The sequence below is a fragment of the Streptomyces sp. CA-135486 genome, assembly GCF_050936555.1.
Lineage (GTDB): Bacteria > Actinomycetota > Actinomycetes > Streptomycetales > Streptomycetaceae > Streptomyces.
In genome coordinates, this window is the sequence record NZ_JBNJMM010000002.1 from 401,406 (window position 1) to 422,770 (window position 21,365).

Sequence of the window (21,365 nt, forward strand, 5' to 3'; positions counted from 1 at the left end):
CTCTGCCGCTGCTCAGCGCGAACGCTTCGCGAGCCGCTCCACGTCCAGCAGGATCACGGCCCGCGCCTCGAGCCGGAGCCAGCCGCGCTGTGCGAAGTCGGCCAGTGCCTTGTTCACGGTCTCGCGGGAGGCGCCGACCAGCTGGGCCAGCTCTTCCTGGGTCAGGTCGTGGACGACGTGAATGCCCTCCTCCGACTGCACGCCGAAGCGGCGCGACAGGTCGAGGAGCGCACGGGCCACACGGCCCGGCACGTCGGAGAAGACCAGGTCGGACATCTGGTCGTTGGTCTTGCGCAGTCGGCGGGCGACGGCGCGCAGCAGCGCGGTGGCCACCTCGGGGCGTACGTTCAGCCAGGGCTGCAGATCGCCGTGGCCGAGGCCGAGGAGCTTGACCTCGGTCAGCGCGGTGGCCGTGGCCGTGCGCGGGCCCGGGTCGAAGAGGGACAGCTCGCCGATCAGCTCGCCCGGGCCGAGGACGGCGAGCATGTTCTCGCGGCCGTCGGGGGACGTGCGGTGGAGCTTGACCTTGCCTTCGGTGACCACGTAGAGGCGGTCGCCGGGGTCGCCCTCGTGGAAGAGCGCGTCGCCGCGGGCGAGCGTCACTTCACTCATCGAGGCGCGGAGCTCCGCGGCCTGCTCGTCATCGAGCGCCGCGAAGAGCGGGGCGCGCCGCAGAACGTCGTCCACGAGTTCTCTCCTTGTCGACCTGCTCAGGGACCGTGGCCCCTGCTGCTCAGGGGTGGTGGCCCCATGATGCCGGACCGCGCTGCATTGGACCGAGGCCGCAGCACCGTAGGGCGGCGCTGCACTGTACAGCGGCGCGGGGGCCGGATCACCAGCAGTAAAACCGTGCGATCAATCACAACAAGTCTGACGCACTGGAGCGCCTGTTCGTGCGGCAGGGGCCCGATTGGGTCCCGATTACCTGTGACCGGGGCGGATGTCAGTGGGGGACCGTAGGCTGGCCGGGTGTCCAATTCGCCGGTGAGAGCGCAGGCCAAGGGGGCTGGGAGAGTGTCCGGAAAGCTGAATTCCGCTGTGGGCGAACAGTCCTCGCCCGGCGGCAAGAAAACGACCAAATCGGTCAAATCGGAATCGCGGCTAGCGACAGTCCGCCGTGCCCGGCGGATCAACCGTGAGCTGGCCGAGTTCTATCCGTATGCCCATCCGGAGCTGGACTTCGAAAATCCCTTCCAGCTGCTCGTGGCCACGGTCCTGTCCGCCCAGACGACGGACCTCAGGGTGAACCAGACCACGCCCGCACTCTTCGCGAAGTACCCGACGCCCGAGGACCTCGCCGCCGCGAATCCGGAGGAGGTCGAGGAGCTCATCCGCCCGACCGGCTTCTTCCGCGCCAAGACCAAGTCGATCATGGGCCTGGCGACCGCCCTGCGGGACAACCACGGCGGCAATGTCCCCGGCCGCCTCGAAGACCTCGTCAAGCTGCCCGGCGTGGGCCGCAAGACAGCCTTCGTGGTCCTGGGAAACGCCTTCGGGGTGCCCGGGATCACCGTCGACACCCACTTCATGCGCCTTGTGCGCCGCTGGCGGCTGACGGAGCAGGAGGACCCGGTGAAGATCGAGGCGGAGATGGCCGCGATCTTCCCCAAGAGCGAGTGGACGATGCTCTCGCACCGGGTGATCTTCCACGGCCGCCGCATCTGCCACGCCCGGAAACCGGCCTGCGGTGCCTGTCCGATCACGCAGCTGTGCCCGTCGTACGGAGAGGGCGAGACGGACCCGGAGAAGGCGAAGAAGCTGCTGAAGTACGAGCTGGGCGGACTGCCGGGCCAGCGCCTGAACCCGCCGCCGGACTATCCGGGCAAGCCGGCCCCACCGCTCGGAGCGGCCGGGTGACGCTGCTGCCCGAGCCGGGGGAGGTACGAGTGCCGGCCGAGCCGGGGGAGGTACGAGTGCCACGGCCTCAGTCCCCAGGCGTGCCCGCGGGACTCAGCCACCCAGGCGTGCCCGGGCCTCAGGCCGTACGAGTCACGGAACGATCCAAGCGCCCCAAGGCGTTGTGAACGAGGGGTGCCCTGATGAGAGCTGGAGAGAACACGTACGACGACACGTTCAACGAGACGTACGACGGGGGTTACGAGACGAGCGGTGACGGCGAGGTCGCCATCACCGCCGACGGGCTGCCCGCCTGGCTCGACCCCGTCGTGCGCGCCGCGGACACCGTCGAGCCGGAGCAGCTCAGCCGTTTCCTGCCGCCCGAGAGCGGCCGCGGCCGGCAGTCGGCCGTCCTGATCCTGTTCGGCGAGGGCGACAGGGGTCCCGAGGTGCTGCTCATGGAGCGTGCGGGGAGCCTTCGCTCGCACCCGGGGCAGCCGTCCTTCCCCGGCGGCGCGCTCGACCCGGAGGACGGCGACCCGGCGACCACCGGGCCGCTGCGGGCCGCGCTGCGCGAGGCCGAGGAGGAAACCGGCCTCGACCCGGCGGGCGTCCAGATCTTCGGCGTACTGCCCAAGCTCTACATCCCGGTGAGCAGTTTCGTTGTCACGCCCGTACTGGGATGGTGGCGCGCCCCGAGCCCGGTGGGGGCGGTCGATCCGGCCGAGACCGCGCGGGTGTTCACGGTGCCCGTGGCGGATCTCACGGACCCCGCCAACCGTGCGACGACGGTGCACCCGAGCGGTTACCGCGGCCCGGCCTTTATGGTCGAGGGGGCTCTGGTCTGGGGTTTCACCGCGGGTGTGATCGATCGCATCCTGCATTTCGCAGGATGGGAACGACCATGGGACCGCGCCAAGCAGGTCACGCTGGACTGGCGCTCATGACAGGCTGACCCCAGCCGCTCCAGCCCGACGGAGCATAGGCGACGAATCTGCGAGGCAAATGACGGTGAACGTGCTGGACATTCTGTTGCTGGTTGCCGCCGTGTGGTTCGCGATCGTCGGTTACCGCCAGGGTTTCGTCGTCGGCATCCTGTCGGTGATCGGTTTCCTCGGTGGCGGTCTTGTCGCCGTGTATCTGCTGCCCGTGATCTGGGGTCAGCTGACCAACGATTCCGACGTGTCCACGACGGCCGCCGTCGTGGCCGTCGTGATTGTGATCGTCTGCGCCTCGGTGGGCCAGGCCTTCACCACCCACCTCGGCAACAAGCTGCGCAGACACATCACCTGGTCACCCGCGCGCGCCCTGGACGCCACCGGCGGCGCGCTGGTCAACGTGGTCGCGATGCTGCTGGTCGCCTGGCTGATCGGCTCCGCGCTCGCCGGGACCTCGCTGCCCACGCTCGGCAAGGAGGTCCGCAACTCCAAGGTGCTGCTCGGGGTCTCCCGGGTGATGCCCGATCAGGCCAACACCTGGTTCACGGACTTCTCCTCCGTCCTCGCGCAGAACGGCTTCCCGCAGGTCTTCAGCCCGTTCTCCAACGAGCCCATCACCGAGGTCCAGGCGCCGGACCCGGCACTCGCGGGCAGCCCGGTGGCCGCCCGCGCGCAGCGGTCCATCGTTAAGGTCGTGGGCACCGCGCAGAGCTGCGGCAAGGTCCTCGAAGGCACCGGCTTCGTCTTCGGCGAGCGCCGCGTGATGACCAACGCGCATGTCGTCGGCGGGGTCGACGAGCCGACCGTGCAGATAGGCGGCGAGGGCAAGCTGTACGACGCGAAGGTCGTCCTCTACGACTGGCAGCGCGACATCGCTGTACTGGACGTGCCCGACCTCAATGCGCGGTCGCTCCAGTTCGCCGACACGGACGCGCGCAGTGGCAACAGCGCGATCGTCGCGGGCTTCCCGGAGAACGGGGCATACGACGTGCGCTCGGCCCGCGTCCGCGGCCGGATCAACGCCAACGGCCCCGACATCTACCGCCGTGGCACGGTGCGCCGCGATGTCTACTCGCTGTTCACGACGGTCCGTCAGGGCAACTCCGGCGGACCGCTGCTCACGCCCGACGGCAGGGTGTACGGCGTCATCTTCGCGAGGTCGCTGGACGACCCGGACACCGGTTACGCCCTGACGGTCGACGAGATCCGCGAGGACATCTCATTCGGCCTGACCGCCAACCAGCAGGTGGACACGCAGCAGTGTGCGCTGTAGCGCCTGCGTGGTGGCGGTGCGGTACCGGCGATGAGGTGGTGGCGCCGCGTGCGTCAGCCGTGGGTACGTCAGCCGTGGGTACGTCAGCCGTGGGTACGTCAGCCGTGGGTATGCCGCAACTCAGCCGCGGGTATGCCGCAGCCGCGCCGACACCCAGCGGGCGCGGCGCCTGAGGATGCGGGGAATACCGATCCCTTGCCCCGGATGCTCATGGCCCTCAGTCGGGGGGCCGCCCCTCTCCTGGGTGATCGGCCCACTGGCCGACCGGCGGTTGCGTGCTGCGTCACCGTAGTCGTGCGTCCAGCCCATACCCCGACCTGTGCCCGTGCCCCATGGTCGGTAACCGCGTCAGGAGCGGCCAATTGGCCTATGCGCCAGGCATTTGGCTGTTCGTAGTACAAGTGTTCACCGGTGTACGCGGTGCGCACGGGTTGGCCTACCGGTCGGGCTCGGGGTCCTTCAGCCAGTTGATGAGCTCCGTGGAGAAGGCCACAGGGTCCTCCTCATGGGGGAAGTGGCCGAGGCCGTCGAACAGGCGCCAGCGGTACGGCGCCTCCACGTACTCGCCCGAGCCCGCCGCGCTGCGCGTCCGCATCGCCGGGTCGAGCGAGCCGTGCAGATGCAGCGTCGGCACCCGCACCGGGCGCTTCATACGGCGGTTGAACTGGATGCCGTCCGGCCGTGCCATCGACCGCACCATCCACCGGTACGGCTCGATTGAGCAGTGCGCCGTCGACGGAATGCACATGGCCCGCCGGTAGACGTCCACCGCGTCCTCCTCCGGCGGCTGCGGCCCGGACCAGTCCTGGATCAGCTTGCCCACCAAGGCCCCGTCGTCCGCCACGAGCTGACGCTCCGGCAGCCACGGCCGCTGGAAGCCCCAGATGTACGACCCGGCACGGCTCTGCGAGAAGTCGGAGAGCATCGCCGAACGCCACCGCCGCGGATGCGGCATCGAGGAGACCGCGAGCCGGCGCACCAGCTTGGGCCGCATCACCGCCGCCGTCCACGCCAGATAGCCGCCCAGGTCGTGCCCGACCAGCGCCGCGTCCGGCTCGCCCAGGGACCGCACGACTCCGGTGATGTCGAGCGCGAGGTTCGCGGGGTCGTAACCCCGCGGCGTACGGTCGCTGCCGCCCACGCCGCGCAGATCCATCGCCACCGCCCGGAACCCCGCATCCGAGAGCGCGGTCAGCTGATGCCGCCACGTCCACCAGAACTGCGGAAACCCATGGAGCAGCAGCACCAGCGGCCCGTCGCCCACCTCGGCAATATGGAAGCGCGCACCATTGGCCGCCACGTCGCGATGTGTCCAGGGACCTTCGATGCGTACAGGGCTTCCAGTACCGGTATCAGGGGCCGTCATGCAGACGAGCGTGCCACACTCGCGCACCACGCGTTCGCCACGCCCACCCCCCAAAGGGCGGCGGACCGCCCCCAATGGGCGCTCCGCCGGAGCTCAACGGCCCTGCGGCCGTGTCCTCAGACCGAGACCTTGGCCTGCGCCGGCCGGGTGTGCGGCTTGACGCCCTGCAGTACGGCCGCCGTCTCCTTGGCAGAGGCGATGGACCTCTCCGGCGGCTTTACCTTCTTGAACTTGGCGACGGCCAGCAGCGCCAGCAGCCCCGCAAGCAGCAGATAGGCCCCGCCCACGATCAGGAACGACCACGCCAGGCCGAGACCCAGATTGTGAATCCCGTACGCCGCCGCAAAGCTCAGCACCGGCAGCGAGAAGAGCGCGAACACTCCCGCGACGGTCATGGAAACGCCGCCGATCGCTCCGCGCTTCACGTCCTGCCGCAGCTCGGCCTTGGCCAGGGCGATCTCGTCGTGCACGAGCGCGGTCATCTCGGCGGTCGCCGAGGCGACCAGCTGGCCGAGACTGCGGTCGGCGCTGACAGTGATCGCCGCGCTGTTGCCGGGGTCGCTCATCGCTGACTCCCTCTCCTCATCGACGGATTCCTCATCAATTCATCAACGGATCCGATGTCAGATCATGCCGGACCGTGGCCGTCGTCGCGCGATGCCCCTGCCAGTTCAGCCTTGCGGCGGTGCTCCGCGGCCTTCTCCTCGTAGATCGCGGCCATCCGAAGGTGGTACTCGGGGCTGTCCTGCTCGTAGATGTCGGGGATGCCGTCGCGGTCTTCGTCGCGCTCCTCGTCCTCGACGAGCGCCCGGTACCTCCGTACCCGCAGCTTGAGCAGAATCCCGGCAAACAGGGCGGCGATCAGGGAGCCCGTCAGGACCGCGGCCTTGACCTCGTCGGTCAGCGCGGGGTTCCCGGTGAAGGCGAGTTCACCGATGAGCAGCGAGACGGTGAAGCCGATGCCCGCCAGCGCGGCGACGGCGAACACGTCCGGCCAGGCCAGGTCGTCATTCAGCTCGGCGCGGGTGAAACGGGCGGCCAGCCAGGTGCCGCCGAAGATTCCCACGGACTTGCCGACCACCAGGCCTAGGACGACGCCGAGGGGCTCGGGCCTGGTGAAGACATGGCCGAGCAGGTCGCCGGAGACGGCGACACCGGCCGAGAGGAGGGCGAACAGCGGCACGGCGAGTGCCGCCGAAAAGGGCCGTACGAGGTGCTCGATGTGCTCGCCGGGGGAGTGCTCCTCGCCGTTGCGCCGGGTGCAGCGCAGCATCAGGCCCATCGCGACACCGGCGATGGTGGCGTGGACGCCGCTGTTGTACATCAGCGCCCAGACGACGAGCGCGAGAGGTACGTACACGTACCAGCCCCGCACGTCCTTCCTCAGCAGCAGCCAGAAGACGCCGAGGCCGATGACCGCGCCGCCGAGCGCGGCGAAGTTCAGGTCGCCGGTGAAGAAGACCGCGATGATCAGGATCGCGAACAGGTCGTCGACGACGGCGAGAGTGAGCAGGAAGGCGCGCAGCGCGGACGGCAGTGAGGTGCCGATGACCGCGAGAACGGCGAGCGCGAAGGCGATGTCGGTCGCGGTCGGCACGGCCCACCCGTCGGTGGATCCGCCGCCGGTCGCGGCGACGAGGGTGTAGACGAGCGCGGGCATCGCCATGCCGCAGAGCGCGGCGATGACGGGGAGGGCGGCGGCCTTGGGGTCGCGCAGCTCACCGGCGACGAGCTCGCGCTTGAGCTCGATGCCGGCGACGAAGAAGAAGACGGCCAGCAGTCCGTCGGCGGCCCAGTGCTCGAGCGAGAGATCAAGACCGAGGGCCGAGGGGCCTATGTGGAAGTCGCGTACGGATTCGTAGCTGTCGCCGAGCGGAGTGTTTGCCCAGATCAGCGCGGCGATCGCGGCGACTAGCAGCAGCACGCCCCCGACGGTCTCGGCCCGCAGCGCATCCACGACGTAGGTCCGCTCGGGCAGCGAAAGACGTGCGAGGAACTTACGGCTGGTGGTGGGCGCGGCCACGTCGGGGACCTCCGGTCGGGTAGGCAGGACAGAGCACATGCCGACCAGACTTCCCGGCGCACCTGGGTCATTCTTGTCGCGTCATTGACGCGATCTTCACTGTACCCAACGACGCAAGGGCGTATCCGGCGAAACTCATTTTAAGTACATAATGGGCGACAGGCGCGCGAGGTACGCCGTGCGGTGGGCCCGTTGGGGGCCGGGCCCCCTGCCCGTCCACGACGGAGGGGTCCGGCCGCGACGCGGTCGGACCCCTCCGTACAACACCCGGTCAGTCCTCGTCTGTGGTGGTGGGGAGCTTGGACTGGATGAGGTCCATCACGGAGGAGTCCGTGAGCGTGGTGACGTCGCCCAGTTGACGGTTCTCCGCCACGTCGCGCAGCAGTCGGCGCATGATTTTGCCGGAGCGGGTCTTGGGCAGCTCGGCCACCGGCAGGATCCGCTTGGGCTTGGCGATCGGCCCGAGCGTGGCGCCTACGTGGTTGCGTAGCTCGTCCACCAGGCCCGCGTCCTCCGCGGCGTTGCCGCGCAGGATGACGAAGCCGACGATCGCCTGGCCGGTCGTCTCGTCGGCCGCGCCGACGACGGCGGCCTCGGCGACCTTCGGGTGGGAGACGAGTGCGGACTCGACCTCGGTGGTGGAGATGTTGTGGCCGGAGACGAGCATGACGTCGTCGACCCGGCCGAGCAGCCAGATGTCGCCGTCGTCGTCCTTCTTCGCGCCGTCGCCCGCGAAGTACTTCCCCTCGAAGCGCGACCAGTACGTCTTGGTGTAGCGCTCGTCGTCGCCCCAGATGGTGCGGAGCATGGAGGGCCACGGCTCGGTGAGGACGAGGTACCCGCCGTGTCCGTTGGGGACCTCCTTCGCGTCGTCGTCGACGACGGTGGCGGAGATCCCGGGCAGGGCGCGCTGCGCGGAGCCGGGCTTGGTCTCGGTGACGCCCGGCAGCGGGCTGATCATCATCGCGCCGGTCTCGGTCTGCCACCAGGTGTCGACGATCGGCGTTGTGCCCGCGCCGATGTGTTCGCGGTACCAGATCCAGGCCTCGGGGTTGATCGGCTCGCCGACCGACCCCAGGACGCGCAGCGAGGACAGGTCGAACCTGGCGGGGATGTCGTCGCCCCACTTCATGAAGGTACGGATCGCGGTGGGCGCGGTATAGAGGATGGTGACGCCGTACTTCTGGACGATTTCCCAGAAGCGGCCCTGGTGGGGGGTGTCGGGGGTGCCCTCGTAGATCACTTGTGTCGCGCCGTTGGCGAGGGGCCCGTAGACGATGTAGGAGTGGCCGGTGACCCAGCCGATGTCGGCGGTGCACCAGTAGATGTCCGTCTCCGGCTTGAGGTCGAAGACGGCGTGGTGGGTGTAGGCCGCCTGGGTGAGGTAGCCGCCGGAGGTGTGCAGGATGCCTTTCGGCTTCCCGGTGGTGCCGGAGGTGTAGAGGATGAACAGCGGGTGTTCCGCGTCGAAGGCCTGCGGGGTGTGCTCGGCGGACTGGCGGTCCACGGCCTCGTGCCACCACACGTCGCGGCCCTCGGTGAAGGCGACGTCCTGGCCGGTGCGGCGGACCACCAGGACGTGCTCGACCCGGTCCACGCGGTCGATCGCGTCGTCGACGGCGGGCTTGAGAGCAGTGGCCTTGCCGCGCCGGTAGCCGCCGTCGGCGGTGATGACGACCTTGGCGTCGGCATCCTCGATACGGGTGGCGAGCGCTTCGGCGGAGAAGCCGCCGAAGACGACCGAGTGCGCGGCGCCGATCCGGGCGCAGGCCAGCATCGCCACGACGGCCTCGGGGATCATCGGCAGATAGACGGCGACCCGGTCGCCCGCCTGGACACCCAGCTCGGTCAGGGCGTTGGCGGCGCGCGAGACCTCGTCCTTGAGCTCGGCGTAGGTGATGGCGCGGCTGTCGCCGGGCTCACCCTCGAAGTGGATGGCGATGCGGTCGCCGTTGCCGGCCTCGACATGGCGGTCCACGCAGTTGTACGCGATGTTCAGCTTGCCGTCCGCGAACCACTTCGCGAACGGCGGGTTGGTCCAGTCAAGGGTCTCGGTCGGTTCGGTGGCCCAGCTCAGCCGCCTCGCCTGCTCGGCCCAGAAGCCAAGCCTGTCAGCCTTGGCCTGCTCGTACGCCTCCGCCGTCACGTTGGCGTGCGCGGCCAGCTCGGCCGGCGGTGCGAACCGCCGTTCTTCCTTGAGCAGGTTGGCCAGGCTTTCGTTGCTCACGACATCTCCCTTTCCCAGGGCGTCCTATGTGCCTATGTGTCCCATGCCATAGCTCATCAGCCAGACGGCCGGGTGACAAGAGTCTTCCGGAAATTGGTTTAGACCTATTGGCTTCATGAGTGGCCCCTCCTCCCCGGGCGGTGGGAAGGAGGGGCCATACGTTCTCACGTGCGCGGCAGGTCGCCGGTTCAGGCGCGCGACTTCTCCAGAGCCGAAGGAGCAGGTGCGACACGGTCGAAGACCACGTCGATCTCATGCTCGTCACTGCTCGCGAGCAGATAGGCCTGAGCCTCGCCGACGTGGAAGTACATGCCGTGCAGCTCCAGCGTGCCCTCGGCGAGCCGCCGAGCCACCGCCTCATGGGCTCTCAGATGCTCCAACTGCTGGACCACATTGGTCAGACACAGCTGCTCCACCGCATCGGTGGGCAGCCGCCCGGAGATCCTCGCCCAGGAAAGGTGCGGGCTCCTCATCCGGTCCAGGCTCGGCAGTCCGTGCCGCAACCAGCGCCGCAGAGGTGTCTGCGCGCCCCCCGACGGACCGTTCAGCAGGGCCTGCATCGCGCCGCAGCCGGAGTGCCCGCAGATGGTGATGGAGCCGACCTCCAGCACATCGACGGCGTACTCGATCGCGGCCGCCACCGAGTCGTCGCTGCTCTCCGCGCCGGGCAGGGGCACCAGATTGCCCACATTCCGTACGGTGAACAGATCGCCCGGGCCGCTTGCCGTGATCATGCTGGTCACCAGGCGGGAGTCGGCGCAGGTGAGGAACAGCTGTGAGGGCCGCTGCCCCTCGCGCGCCAGCCGTGCCAGCTCGTCCCGCACCAGCGGAGCCGTATTGCGCTGGAAGGAGCTGAGCCCGCTGGCCAGTTGATGCCCGGTGGTGCGCCGAGGGCGCTCTCCGCAGTGGTGGTTGCGCCACGGAGTCCAGGGGCGGCAGCAGCCGTGCGTCTCCGAGGCGGGCTCGCTGATCCGGCCCCCGGCCCGGCCGGTGAACTCCACCGTCCCGCCCTGCGCGAGGTGCGAGGCCTGCCAGTCGTGCAGCGCCTCGTACGCGGCATGGTCCATGAAGGATCCGTCCAGCTCGACGACACAGTCCGTCCCGTGAGGCACCTGACCGAGCGTCCGGCTCAGCCGCGGCACCGCAAGAAAGGTCAACTGGCCGCGTGCCCGCACCCGGTGGAGCCCCTCGTGCTCCTCCACCGTGATCCGGGTCCTGGTCAGCCGGTGCAGAGCGACCGCGACCGCCACCGCGATCCCGATCACCACGCCCTCCAGCACGCCGGTGACGACGACCGAGATCAGCGTCACGGCGTACACCAGCAGTTCGCGATTCCGCTTCACGGTGCGCATATGGGTGATGTTGACCATCTGTACGCCGACGACCATCACCAGCGCGGCCAGGGCGCCCAACGGGATCAGATCGAGCACGGGCACCAGCAGCAGTGCCGCGATCGCGATCCACAGGCCGTGCAGCATCGTGGCGTGACGACTCACCCCGCCCGCGGCCACATTGGCGGAGCTGCGGACGGCGACCCCGGTGATGGGCAGGCCGCCGAGGGCACCGGACACGACATTCGCCGCCCCCTGCCCGGCCAGCTCCCGGTCGAGCCGGGCACGCGGAATGCGAACGTCCGGCTCCTTGCGGGCAGCCACCAGTTTGTCGACGGCGACCGCCGACAGCAGCGACTCCACGCTCCCCACCAGGGTGATGGTGAGGACGGCGGCGAGGAGGCCGAGCACCGGGCCGTCGGGCAGCCCGGGCAGGGCGTGGTTGCTCCACGACGGCAGATCGACCCGTGACAGCCGCAGCCCGGCGACCGCGGCGAACGTGGTCGCGGCCGCCACGGCGGCGAGGGCGGCCGGGAGTCTACGTACGACCCGCCCCGCGCGCCCGGGAATCCGCGGCCACAGCAGCAGTACGGCAATCGTCAGCGCGCTGGCCGAGAGCGCGGCAGGTTGCAGATCGGCCAACTGGGCGGGAAGTGCACGGACGTTGTCGATGGCGGAGCTCTGCGGGGTGCCGCCGAGCACGATATGGAGTTGTGCCAGGGCGATCGTGGCGCCGATGCCGGCCAGCATGCCGTGCACGATCGCGGGGCTGACTGCGAGGGCCGAGCGCGCCACCCGCAGTGCGGACAGGCCGAGTTGGGCCAGTCCGGCGAGGACGGTGATGGCGCAGGTGGTGCGCCAGCCGTACTGCTGGATCAGATCGGCGGTGACGACGGTCAGCCCGGCGGCGGGACCGCTGACCTGAAGCGGCGAACCGCCGAACCGGCCGGCGACGATGCCGCCGACTGCGGCGGCCACCAGCCCGGCCTGGAGCGGTGCGCCGGTGGCGAGTGCGATGCCGAGAGAGAGCGGCAGCGCGATCAGAAAGACGGCGATGGAGGCGGTTAGATCGGCGCCCGCGATGCGGAAGCGGCGGGGGCCGCCTTCGCCGGTCGGTGGCGGGCTGTGCGGACGCTGGAAGCGCGCAGCGAGAATCGCGCGGGACGGACGGAGCTTGCGCGAGGCGCCGGCCTCGCCGCTCGTGGGGGCTTGGTGGGACTTGCTGTTCTTTCGGGACTTTCGGGACTTGGGGTTTTTACGAGATGGGTCGTCGGTGCGAGTGGGGACGCAGGCGGACATGTTTCCCGTCTCCTCCGGGGCAGCGCGGTCGCGGAATGTGGGGACGCGGCCGTGGGTCACGGCGTGCAGCGGCGGGATCTTCAACTCTCGGTAAATTGATCGTAATGCAGAGTAAAGACTGAGGCAGGATTTTCCAGGCAAACGGGGCAGCTTTTCACCCGTTCTGGTGATTAATGATTTGAATGCGGCTCGTCGCACCCTCCCCCTCGGCACCCCGATGCGAGTTTGTCGGCGCCGTAGGCAATTCGTCGTACAGGCATACCGGCCTATAGGCGTATGGGCACAGGAAAGAGGGTGGGCGGATGAAGGCCGCTACGAGGAGGATCGCCGTCGGCGCAGTCGCCACGGCGCTGATCGCAGGACTCGCCGGCTGTTCCGGTGCCGATCGTTCGACCACCGTCAACAAGGGCGCTCACGAAGGGAAGAAGGCTGCCCCGGCCCCCGAGAGCGCGGTACGCCTCATCGGCGACGGCTCCACCGCGTTCACCGGAGTCCAGCCCGGCCTGCTCAAGCCGGAGCGTCTGAAGCCCGGTCAGCAGCCACCGCAGTTCGTGGTCTTCTCCTGGGACGGGGCCGGCGAGGACAGCCAGAAGCTCTTCTCGCGCTTTCGCAAGGTCGCCAGGAAGTACGACGCGACGATGACCTACTTCCTCAGCGGCGTCTATCTGCTCCCCGAGGCGAAGGCCGGCCTCTATCTCCCGCCCCAGCACTCGGCCGGCCGATCGGACATCGGCTTCAACGACACGCAGGGGATCAAGGACACCGTGCGTGAGCTGCGCGGCGCCTGGCAGGAGGGCAACGAGGTGGGTACCCACTTCAACGGCCACTTCTGCGGCACGGACGGCGGGGTGGGCCAGTGGTCCGTGGCCGAGTGGCTGAGCGAGATCCGCCAGGCCAAGTCCTTTGTGAAGAACTGGAAGTCGAACGCCGGCCTCGCCTCCGAGCAGCCGCTGCCCTTCGACTACGACAAGGAGCTCATCGGCGCCCGTACCCCCTGCCTGGAGGGGCGCCCCAACTTCCTGCGCGCCGCAGGCCAGTTGGGCTTCCGTTACGACACCAGCGGCATCAACGACCAGATCTGGCCCAAGAAGGAACTGGGCCTGTGGGACCTGTCGTTGCAGTTGGTCCCGGTGCCGGGCCGCTCCCTCGAGACGCTGTCCATGGACTACAACTTCATGGTCAACCAGTCCGGGACGGGCAAGGGCGACCCCTCGCGGCGCAAGTACTGGGGCGACCAGCTGCGCGACGGCCTGGTGCAGGCCTTCGACCGCGCTTACAAGGGCAACCGGGCCCCGCTGATCATCGGCAACCACTTCGAGTCCTGGAACGGCGGCCAGTACATGCGCGCCATCGAGGAGACGATCGCGACGGTCTGTGTGAAGCGCGACGTGAAGTGCGTGTCCTTCCGCCAGCTCGCCGACTGGCTGGACGTCCAGGATCCGCAGGTCCTGGCGAAGATGCGCACGCTCGGGGTCGGCCAGGCCCCGAAGGGCGGCTGGGCGGCCTTCCTCGCCGCCCAGCCGGCGGCTCCGGCCGCCTCACCCGCCGTCAGACGGGCTGGCCGGCACTGACCTCCGACATCCGCTCCGCGAGCACGAAGGCGGGGTCGACCTGCGCGGCCAGGTCGGCGCCCGTCTTCGCGTTCCCCCAGCTCTCCGCGTTCTTGAGATGGAAATGCACCATCTGACGCGTGTAGCGCTCCCAGTCGCGGTGCTCGTACGAGTCCTCCGCGGCGTTCTGCAGGGTCTGGAGCGACATGCGGTTGTCTGCCTCCAGCTGCTCGAAGTGCAGCGGCCGGCCCTTCTCCATCGCCCGCACCCAGTTGGAGTGGCCGACGGTCACGAGCAGATCGTCGCCCACCTCCGCACGCAGGAAGTCGATGTCGTCCGGTCCCTGCACCTTGTTGCCGACGACCTTCAGCGCGACACCGAAGTCCCGTGCGTACTCCTGGTACTGGCGGTACACGGACACACCCTTGCGGGTCGGCTCGGCCACCAGGAACGTCATGTCGAAGCGGGTGAACATCCCGGAGGCGAACGAGTCCGACCCGGCGGTCATGTCGACGACCACATACTCGTCCGGGCCGTCGATGAGGTGGTTGAGGCAGAGCTCCACCGCGCCGACCTTCGAGTGGTAGCAGGACACCCCGAGGTCGGATTCGGTGAAGGGGCCGGTGGCCATCAGCCGGATGTCCCCGTCGTCGAGGCGGACGGTGCGGGCGCAGGCCTCGTAGACGGGGTTGTCCTCGAGAACGCGCAGCAGCCGCGAGCCCTCGCCCGGCGGCGTCGTCTTGATCATTGTCTCGGCGGAGGCGATCCGGGGGTTGGAGCCCCGCAGGTATTCCTTGATCAGCGGCAGATGCGCGCCCATCGCGGGCAGCGCGACGGCCTCTGCCTCGCCGAGACCGAGCGCGGCCCCCAGATGCTGGTTGATGTCGGCGTCCACCGCGACGACGGGGGCTTCATTGGCGGCCAGGTGGCGGATGAAGAGCGAGGACAGCGTGGTCTTCCCGCTGCCGCCCTTCCCTACGAAAGCGATCTTCATGTTCACCTAGGGTAGTGGATCAATCGCATGGTGTGCTCAAGTTGCGTGAGGAAGACCACTCCAAGGTGGGGCGCACGCCGCAGGCGCGTAGCCTCGCTACTTATGAGTACGAATGCCTCGTCGGTCGACCCCCTGGCCACTCTCGGATCCCTGCCGGGTGTCGCCGACTCCGTGGACTCCGTACGTAAAGCGGTCGACCGGGTCTACGGCCACCGGGTCATGCGACGCCGCGGCAACGAGATCACCTCTGAGGCGGCGCTGCGCGGAGCGCGTGGGTCCGCCGCACTGTCCGGCGCGGACTGGGCGCTGGAGGAGGTCCGCAGGCGCACCGACTTCGGTGTCGAGCGCGAGGCGCGCACCGTCGGCGCGGCGCTGCGACTGACCGCCGAGGCCGGTCAACTCCTCTCCATCTGGCGGCAGTCGCCGCTTCGGGTGCTGGCCCGGCTGCATCTGGTCGCCGCCGGCGGTGCCGCCGCCGACGACACGGTGGGCAGGCCGCGGCTGGCGGGCGAAGCGGTCGACGAGCCGCTGATCGAGGCCCCGCTGCCGGACGCGAGCGAGGTCACCGGCCGGCTGGACGGACTCGCCGAGCTGATCATCTCGGGCAGCTCCGCACCCGCATTGGTGGTGGCGGCCGTCGTCCACGGCGAGCTGCTGGCGCTGCGGCCCTTCGGCTCGTACAACGGGCTCGTCGCGCGGGCGGCCGAGCGCATTGTCCTGATCGGCAGCGGGCTGGACCCGAAGTCGATCTGCCCGGCGGAGGTCGGGCATGCGGAGCAGGGCCGGGCGGCGTATCTAGCGGCCTTCGAGGGGTATCTTTCGGGGACTCCGGACGGAATGGCCGCCTGGATCGCCCACTGCGGGCGCGCGGTGGAACTCGGCGTGAGGGAGTCGACGGCGGTGTGCGAGGCGCTTCAGCGCGGGGCTGCGTGACTTTTCCGTTCCTGGCGGAACGTGCCCTGAACAGGGTTGCGGCGGTACCGGAATTGGTACCGCCGCTGGCATGTCCACGTAGTTACCATGCGTCCTCGAATATTTGCCCATCAGGTCGGGAACTCTGCCCGTCACCTGGTGCGGCTGGCCCGTAATCGACGGGTCGACGTCGCGTGGGTACTCCGTTTTCATGCTTCGGTCCGTGGGGCCTTCATGCGTTTAAAGGTGATCCTCTCGGATGTCCTTGGTCTCGCGGGCCGTTGACTCCTTTCTACTCCTGCGCGAGAGCAAGCGGAAGTCCCGGCTGCACTTCTTTACTTTTAGGTTCAAATTCGGGCGAAATGGCCGCCCGTAACGGCCGCAGCGGCCTGAGCTGCGGCGCTGCGGCGGCGGCTGGCGTACCAGACCAGCCCGGCGGTGGCCGCCGCGGCACCCACTGCGGCCACCGCGACGAGGGCCGGACGGGGCGGCATCGAGAACGCGGGCAGCCGCTGCTTCAGCCGGACCGGCCGGTTGAAGACGAGAATCGGCCAATCGCGAGCGGTCGCCTCACGGCGCAGCGCGCGGTCCGGGTTCACGGCGTGCGGATGTCCGACGGACGCCAGCATCGGGACATCGGTGGCGGAGTCGCTGTACGCGTAGCAGCGCTCCAGGTCATACCCCTCGGAGGCGGCGAGCTCCTTGATCGCTTCCGCCTTGGTCGGTCCGTATGCGTAGTACTCCACCTCCCCCGTGAAGCAGCCGTCCTCGCCGACCACCATGCGGGTAGCCACCACCCGGTCCGCGCCCAGGAGCTCGCCGATGGGCTCGACGACCTCCGCGCCCGAGGTGGAGACGATGACGACGTCGCGGCCCGCCGTGTGATGCTCCTCAATAAGGGACGCGGCCTCGTCGTAGATGATCGGGTCGATCAGGTCATGGAGGGTCTCGGCGACGATCTCCTTGACCTGCTGGACGTTCCAGCCCTTGCAGAGCGATGAGAGGTACTCACGCATCCGCTCCATCTGGTCGTGGTCGGCACCGCCGGCGAGAAAAACGAACTGGGCATAGGCAGTCCGCAGTACGGCGCGCCGGTTGATCAGCCCGCCTTGGTAGAAGGACTTGCTGAAGGTCAGCGTCGAAGACTTCGCAATGACCGTCTTGTCCAGGTCAAAGAAGGCGGCTGTGCGCGGCAAGGAGTGGTTTTCCACGAGCCTGAGCATAGGTGCCCGCCATTCGGCGTACGCTCGCGCGTGTGGGTTTGCCTGAGAAGGCTCTCGGGTACACCATGGAAGTCACGGATCGTTCGCGACCGTGCTAACCCGGTCCGGCTCCTCCCCCCCCGAGTCGGCCGGAGAGACGACCCCCGCTCTCCCCCCCCGGCGGGGGTCGTCGCATGTCCGGGTGCCTTTTCGCCTGTCTGCGGTGATCCATCGTGATCGATCTCCCCTCGGCGAGCTGTGCTGCGGGCGGCCTCCCATCACTCTGACCCGTCACTGAGCGTAGCGGAAGGGCTGCTCCCGGGAGTCACCGGTATGAGCTACGGAGATATTCACAAGTGGCGAGTTGTCCACAGTTTTTCAGCAAGATCCACACCATTTTCCGTTGGGCTGCACGGTGATTCCACCCGCGTAGTTCGCGGACCGCGGGAATCGCAGATCTCACAACCAAGCGAGATCGAAGTAAGTAGGGGGTGGAGATCGTGGCTGGATCTATCACATCGCAGCGGCCGCCGGTCGTCGAAGGGCGTCGGGACGGGCCGCTGATCGTCACCGAAGACATGGAACTGCTCGACGATCTGCTCAGGTTGTGCGCCGCCGCGGGAGCCGAGCCGGACGTCCATCACTCGGTTCCGGAGCAGAGGGGAAGCTGGGAGGGCGCGCCGCTGGTCCTTGTCGGCGACGATGCGGCCGCGCGCTGCCGCGGGGCCACCCGCCGACGCGGCGTGCTGCTGGTCGGGCGCGACCAGGACGACCCGGACGTCTGGCGCCGGGCCGTGGAGATCGGGGCCGACTGTGTGCTGCGGCTGCCTGATGCGGAGGGCTGGCTCGTCGACCGGATCGCCGATGTGGTCGAGGGGGTCGGGCGGCCGGCGCTGACCGTCGGGGTGATTAGCGGTCGAGGCGGGGCAGGGGCATCGACGCTGGCCTGCGCGCTGGCGGTGACAGCGGCCCGAGGCGGTCGCCGCACCATGCTCGTCGACGGCGACCCGCTCGGCGGAGGGCTCGACGTGCTACTCGGCGGGGAGCAAGCGGAAGGCCGACGATGGCCGGATTTCGCCGCTTCCAAGGGCCGAGTCGCGGGTGGGGCGCTGGAGGAGTCGCTGCCCGAGCTGCATGCGTTGCGGTTGCTCAGCTGGGACCGAGGCGACTCGGTGGTGATCCCGCCGGAGGCGATGCGGTCGGTGCTCGCCGCGGCCCGCAGACGCGGCGGAGTGGTGGTCGTGGATCTGCCGCGCCGGGTCGACGAGGGCGTGGCCGAGGCGCTGGCTCAGCTGGATCTGGGGCTTCTTGTGGTGCCTGGCGAGCTACGGGCGGTCGCCGCGGCGAACCGGGTGGCGTCGACGGTGGGCATGGTGCTCCAGGACCTGCGCGTGGTTGTGCGCGGGCCGTTCGCGGCGGGGCTGGACGAGCAGTGGGTCGCGGACGCCCTGGGGCTTCCGCTGGCCGGCGAACTGCCTGCGGAAGCAGGGCTGTTGATGGCACAGGACGGTGGCACCCCGCCGGGCGGGGCACGCGGGCCGCTGGCCAGGTTCTGCACTGCCTTCTGGGAGCGGGCGCTGGCCGGGGGCGGGGTCTCATGAGCACCGGACTGCTCGATGCCGTACGGCAGCGGCTCGCGGAGAGCGGCGGCGAGCCCACGCCGGCCAGGGTGGCGGCCGCACTGCGGGCGCAGGGGCGGCTGCTCGGGGACGCCGAAGTGCTCGGCGGGACCGAGAAGTTGCGGTGCGAGCTCGTGGGGACAGGGCCGCTGGAGCCGCTGTTGGCAGATCCGTCCGTGACGGACGTCCTGGTGTCCGCGCCCGACCGGGTGTGGGTGGACCGGGGCCGAGGCCTCGAGCTCACCGAGGTGACCTTCGCCGACGCGGCGTCGGTGCGCAGGCTGGCGCAGCGGCTCGCGGCGGTGGCGGAGCGGCGACTGGACGACGCCCGCCCATGGGTGGATGCCCGGCTGCCGGACGGGACGCGGATGCATGCTGTGATCCCTCCGGTGGCGGTCGGGTCGACCTGTCTGTCGCTGCGAGTGGTGCGGCCCAGGGCGTTCTCGGTGAAGGAGCTCGTCGCGGCGGGGACGGTGCCGCCGGGCGGCGATCGCGTACTGGGGGCGCTGATCGATGCGCGGCTGTCATTTCTGATCAGCGGAGGTACGGGTTCGGGCAAGACGACATTGCTGTCGAGTCTGCTGGGGCTCGTGGGGGAGCGCGAGCGGATCGTGCTGGCCGAGGACTCGGCGGAGCTCAGACCCGAGCACAGGCATGTGGTCCGACTGGAGTCGCGTACCGCGAACCAGGAGGGCGCCGGCCGGGTGACACTGCGGGACCTGGTGCGTCAGGCGCTGCGGATGCGGCCCGACCGTCTGGTCGTCGGGGAGGTGCGCGGGGCGGAGGTCACCGAACTCCTGGCCGCGCTCAACACCGGGCACGAGGGCGGCTGCGGGACCGTCCACGCCAATGCGGCGGCGGATGTGCCGGCGCGGCTGGAGGCGCTCGGGACGGCGGCGGGGCTCGACCGGGCGGCGCTGCACAGCCAGTTGGCGGCCGCCCTCTCGGTGGTGATCCATCTCGTACGGGACCGGGGCGGGCAGCGTCGGATCGCCGAGGTGCATGTGCTGGAGCGGGATGCGGCGGGCCTGGTGGTGACCGTGCCCGCCCTGCGATGGGGCGCGGAGGCCTTTGTGTACGAGCGGGGCTGGCAGCGGCTGGGGTCGCTGATCGGAGGTGCTCTGTGATGGCCGCCGAGCCGGTGTACGCGGCCGCGGTGTGCGCAGGGGCCGCGGCATGGCTGACGGTCGGGCGGGACCGGGGGTTCAAGAGGGCGCAGCTGCTGCTTGCCGGCGGCGGCGCGGTGCAGATCCCTCCGCGGTGGTCGTGGGAGCGGATGCTGCCGGTGGTCAGGCTCCGGCGGGAGTGGCTGTGCCTGCCGGTGGCCCTCGTCCTCGCCGTACTGGGGGAGTCGGTGCTGCCGCTGATCGCGGGGGTGGCGGCGGTGCCGCTGGTGAGGCGGCAGCTGCGGGCCGGGGAGCGCAAGCGGGAGAAGGAGCGGCGGGCCGAAGGGGTGATCGCCTTGTGCGGTGCGGTCGCCGGTGAGCTGCGGGCGGGGATGCAGCCCGGGCAGGCGCTGCTGTTCGCCGCCAGATCCACTGGAGCGCTGGGCGAAACGGAGGCCGCGGTGCTGGCGGCGGCGCGGTTCGGGGGCGATGTGCCCCAGGCGCTGCGGGAGGCGGCCCGGGAGCCGGGCGCGGACGGGCTCGCCGGAGTCTCGGCCTGCTGGCAGGTGGCCGTGGACAGCGGGGCGGGTCTGGCCGCCGGGCTCGACCGGCTGGAGGCGGCCCTGCGGGCGGAACGGGACCAACGGGAGGATCTGCGGTCCCAGTTGGAGGGTGCGCGGTCGACGATCCGGCTGCTGGCGCTGCTTCCGCTGGCCGGCCTGGCGATGGGCTGGGCGTTGGGCGCCGAACCGCTGAGGGTCCTGTTTCACACCGCGGCCGGGCTGGCATGTCTGGTGATCGGCGGGCTGCTGGAGGCCGCGGGGCTGTGCTGGGCGGGGCGGATCGTCGGACAGGGGGCGGAGGCATGACCGGGGACGCCGTCCACAGGCTCATGACCGGGGACGCCGTCCACAGGCTGGGGACAGTGGTGTTCGTGCTGGCTGCGATGGCCTGCCTGGCCTTCACGATCGCGGCGCGGCAGCGGGAGCGCCGGGCGCGCAGGCGGATCGAGTCTCTCCTGGCCAGGCAGCGCGCGCGACCGCGATGGCGGCCCGAGTGCCGGGTGTGGGTGGGGAGTTGGGCAGGGCCGCTGGGAGCCGTGGTCACTGGTTACGTCCTGGTGGGAGGGCTGATCGGCTGCGCGGTCGGGCTCGGCGGGGCGTATGGCGTGTGGCGCTGGCAGCAGAGCCGTAAGCCTGTCGCCGAAGCCGTGGACCGGGACGCGGGCCGTCAACTCCCGCTCGCCGCCGACCTTCTGGCGGCCTGCATCTCGGCCGGAGCCGGTCCACGGGAGGCGGCGGAGGCGGTCGGGGAGTCGCTGGGCGGGCCGGTCGGCGAGCGGCTTGCGCGTGCGGCAGCCGAGTTGCGGCTCGGAGGTGAGCCGGCACGGGCCTGGGGGTGGTTCGGGCGGATACCGGACGCGGCGCCGCTGGCCCGCTGTCTGGAGCGGGCCGACTCCACGGGGGCACCGGCTTCGGAGCCGGTGTCGCGGCTGGCAGAGCGCTTCCGGGCGGACCGGGCGCGTACGGCCGATGCCCGGGGCCGCAGGGCACAGGTCCTGATCACCGCTCCGGTGGGGCTGTGTTTCCTGCCCGCGTTCCTGGCGGTCGGGGTGGCCCCGGTCGTGATCGGCCTGGCCGACGGACTGCTGAACGGCAACTGAACGACATCTATCAACTGAACGACATC

General features: G+C 69.8%; 18 protein-coding genes. 9 read left to right on the plus strand and 9 right to left on the minus strand.

Translation table 11 applies throughout. The annotated features are described in order from the left end of the window. Positions 1–12: 12 nt before the first annotated feature. Positions 13–687, minus strand: a complete 675-nt coding sequence (locus tag ACQEVG_RS20925; protein ID WP_187741560.1) for a Crp/Fnr family transcriptional regulator — start codon at positions 685–687, stop codon at positions 13–15. Positions 688–1,014: 327 nt separating this feature from the next. Between ACQEVG_RS20925 and nth the strand changes: the two genes are divergently transcribed. The 3 genes from nth to ACQEVG_RS20940 all read left to right on the plus strand — a co-directional run bounded on the left by nth (position 1,015) and on the right by ACQEVG_RS20940 (position 4,047). Then, entirely contained in the window at positions 1,015–1,857 is an 843-nt protein-coding gene (gene nth, locus ACQEVG_RS20930; protein ID WP_432986187.1) for an endonuclease III, read from the plus strand. 182 nt (positions 1,858–2,039) lie between these two features. Further along, positions 2,040–2,783 carry an NUDIX hydrolase gene (locus tag ACQEVG_RS20935; protein WP_432986189.1) on the plus strand — a complete coding sequence of 248 codons (744 nt, stop codon included), beginning with the start codon at positions 2,040–2,042 and terminating at the stop codon, positions 2,781–2,783. Between the two features lie 64 nt (positions 2,784–2,847). Further along, the gene (locus ACQEVG_RS20940; RefSeq protein WP_432992779.1) at positions 2,848–4,047 is read left to right on the plus strand and encodes a MarP family serine protease; all 1,200 of its coding nucleotides are present in this window, start codon (positions 2,848–2,850) and stop codon (positions 4,045–4,047) included. A 120-nt stretch (positions 4,048–4,167) separates the two neighbouring features. On the opposite strand, the gene ACQEVG_RS20945 is transcribed toward ACQEVG_RS20940, so the two are convergent. From ACQEVG_RS20945 to ACQEVG_RS20970, 6 genes are all read right to left on the minus strand, one after another. After that, on the minus strand, positions 4,168–4,356 hold the full coding sequence (locus ACQEVG_RS20945; RefSeq protein ID WP_360880597.1) for a hypothetical protein: 189 nt from the start codon (positions 4,354–4,356) through the stop codon (positions 4,168–4,170). 127 nt (positions 4,357–4,483) lie between these two features. Then, complete coding sequence (locus tag ACQEVG_RS20950) at positions 4,484–5,413, minus strand: alpha/beta fold hydrolase (RefSeq protein ID WP_432986191.1); 930 nt, start codon at positions 5,411–5,413, stop codon at positions 4,484–4,486. Between the two features lie 116 nt (positions 5,414–5,529). After that, positions 5,530–5,979, minus strand: a complete 450-nt coding sequence (locus tag ACQEVG_RS20955) for a phage holin family protein (RefSeq protein WP_432986193.1) — start codon at positions 5,977–5,979, stop codon at positions 5,530–5,532. Between the two features lie 62 nt (positions 5,980–6,041). Next, entirely contained in the window at positions 6,042–7,436 is a 1,395-nt protein-coding gene (nhaA, locus tag ACQEVG_RS20960; RefSeq protein ID WP_432986195.1) for a Na+/H+ antiporter NhaA, read from the minus strand. 271 nt (positions 7,437–7,707) lie between these two features. Then, a complete protein-coding gene (gene acs, locus ACQEVG_RS20965; RefSeq protein WP_432986197.1) occupies positions 7,708–9,663 on the minus strand; it encodes an acetate--CoA ligase in 1,956 nt (651 codons plus the stop codon). Between the two features lie 188 nt (positions 9,664–9,851). Then, complete coding sequence (locus ACQEVG_RS20970; RefSeq protein WP_432986199.1) at positions 9,852–12,293, minus strand: SulP family inorganic anion transporter; 2,442 nt, start codon at positions 12,291–12,293, stop codon at positions 9,852–9,854. Positions 12,294–12,595: 302 nt separating this feature from the next. Between ACQEVG_RS20970 and ACQEVG_RS20975 the strand changes: the two genes are divergently transcribed. After that, positions 12,596–13,864 (plus strand): hypothetical protein, encoded by a 1,269-nt coding sequence (locus ACQEVG_RS20975; RefSeq protein WP_432986201.1) that lies wholly within the window; start codon positions 12,596–12,598, stop codon positions 13,862–13,864. Here ACQEVG_RS20975 and ACQEVG_RS20980 read toward each other — a convergent pair. Continuing rightward, the gene (locus ACQEVG_RS20980; protein WP_432986203.1) at positions 13,842–14,837 is read right to left on the minus strand and encodes an ATP-binding protein; all 996 of its coding nucleotides are present in this window, start codon (positions 14,835–14,837) and stop codon (positions 13,842–13,844) included. The two genes, ACQEVG_RS20975 and ACQEVG_RS20980, sit on opposite strands and share 23 nt — an antisense overlap. A gap of 102 nt (positions 14,838–14,939) precedes the next feature. Between ACQEVG_RS20980 and ACQEVG_RS20985 the strand changes: the two genes are divergently transcribed. Further along, positions 14,940–15,770 carry an oxidoreductase gene (locus tag ACQEVG_RS20985; RefSeq protein WP_432986205.1) on the plus strand — a complete coding sequence of 277 codons (831 nt, stop codon included), beginning with the start codon at positions 14,940–14,942 and terminating at the stop codon, positions 15,768–15,770. Positions 15,771–16,096: 326 nt separating this feature from the next. Here ACQEVG_RS20985 and ACQEVG_RS20990 read toward each other — a convergent pair whose 3' ends face one another. Next, on the minus strand, positions 16,097–16,972 hold the full coding sequence (locus ACQEVG_RS20990) for an HAD family hydrolase (protein ID WP_432986207.1): 876 nt from the start codon (positions 16,970–16,972) through the stop codon (positions 16,097–16,099). Positions 16,973–17,451: 479 nt separating this feature from the next. Between ACQEVG_RS20990 and ssd the strand changes: the two genes are divergently transcribed. The 4 genes from ssd to ACQEVG_RS21010 are packed head-to-tail and all read left to right on the plus strand — an operon-like array spanning position 17,452 to position 21,339. Next, a complete protein-coding gene (gene ssd / locus ACQEVG_RS20995; protein ID WP_432986209.1) occupies positions 17,452–18,552 on the plus strand; it encodes a septum site-determining protein Ssd in 1,101 nt (366 codons plus the stop codon). Further along, on the plus strand, positions 18,549–19,697 hold the full coding sequence (locus ACQEVG_RS21000) for a TadA family conjugal transfer-associated ATPase (RefSeq protein ID WP_432986211.1): 1,149 nt from the start codon (positions 18,549–18,551) through the stop codon (positions 19,695–19,697). Before ssd ends, ACQEVG_RS21000 begins: the two co-directional genes overlap by 4 nt. Then, positions 19,697–20,545, plus strand: coding sequence for a type II secretion system F family protein (locus tag ACQEVG_RS21005; protein WP_432986213.1), 849 nt, complete (start codon positions 19,697–19,699; stop codon positions 20,543–20,545). Before ACQEVG_RS21000 ends, ACQEVG_RS21005 begins: the two co-directional genes overlap by 1 nt. Further along, on the plus strand, positions 20,542–21,339 hold the full coding sequence (locus ACQEVG_RS21010) for a type II secretion system F family protein (RefSeq protein WP_432986215.1): 798 nt from the start codon (positions 20,542–20,544) through the stop codon (positions 21,337–21,339). Before ACQEVG_RS21005 ends, ACQEVG_RS21010 begins: the two co-directional genes overlap by 4 nt. Positions 21,340–21,365: the final 26 nt, after the last annotated feature.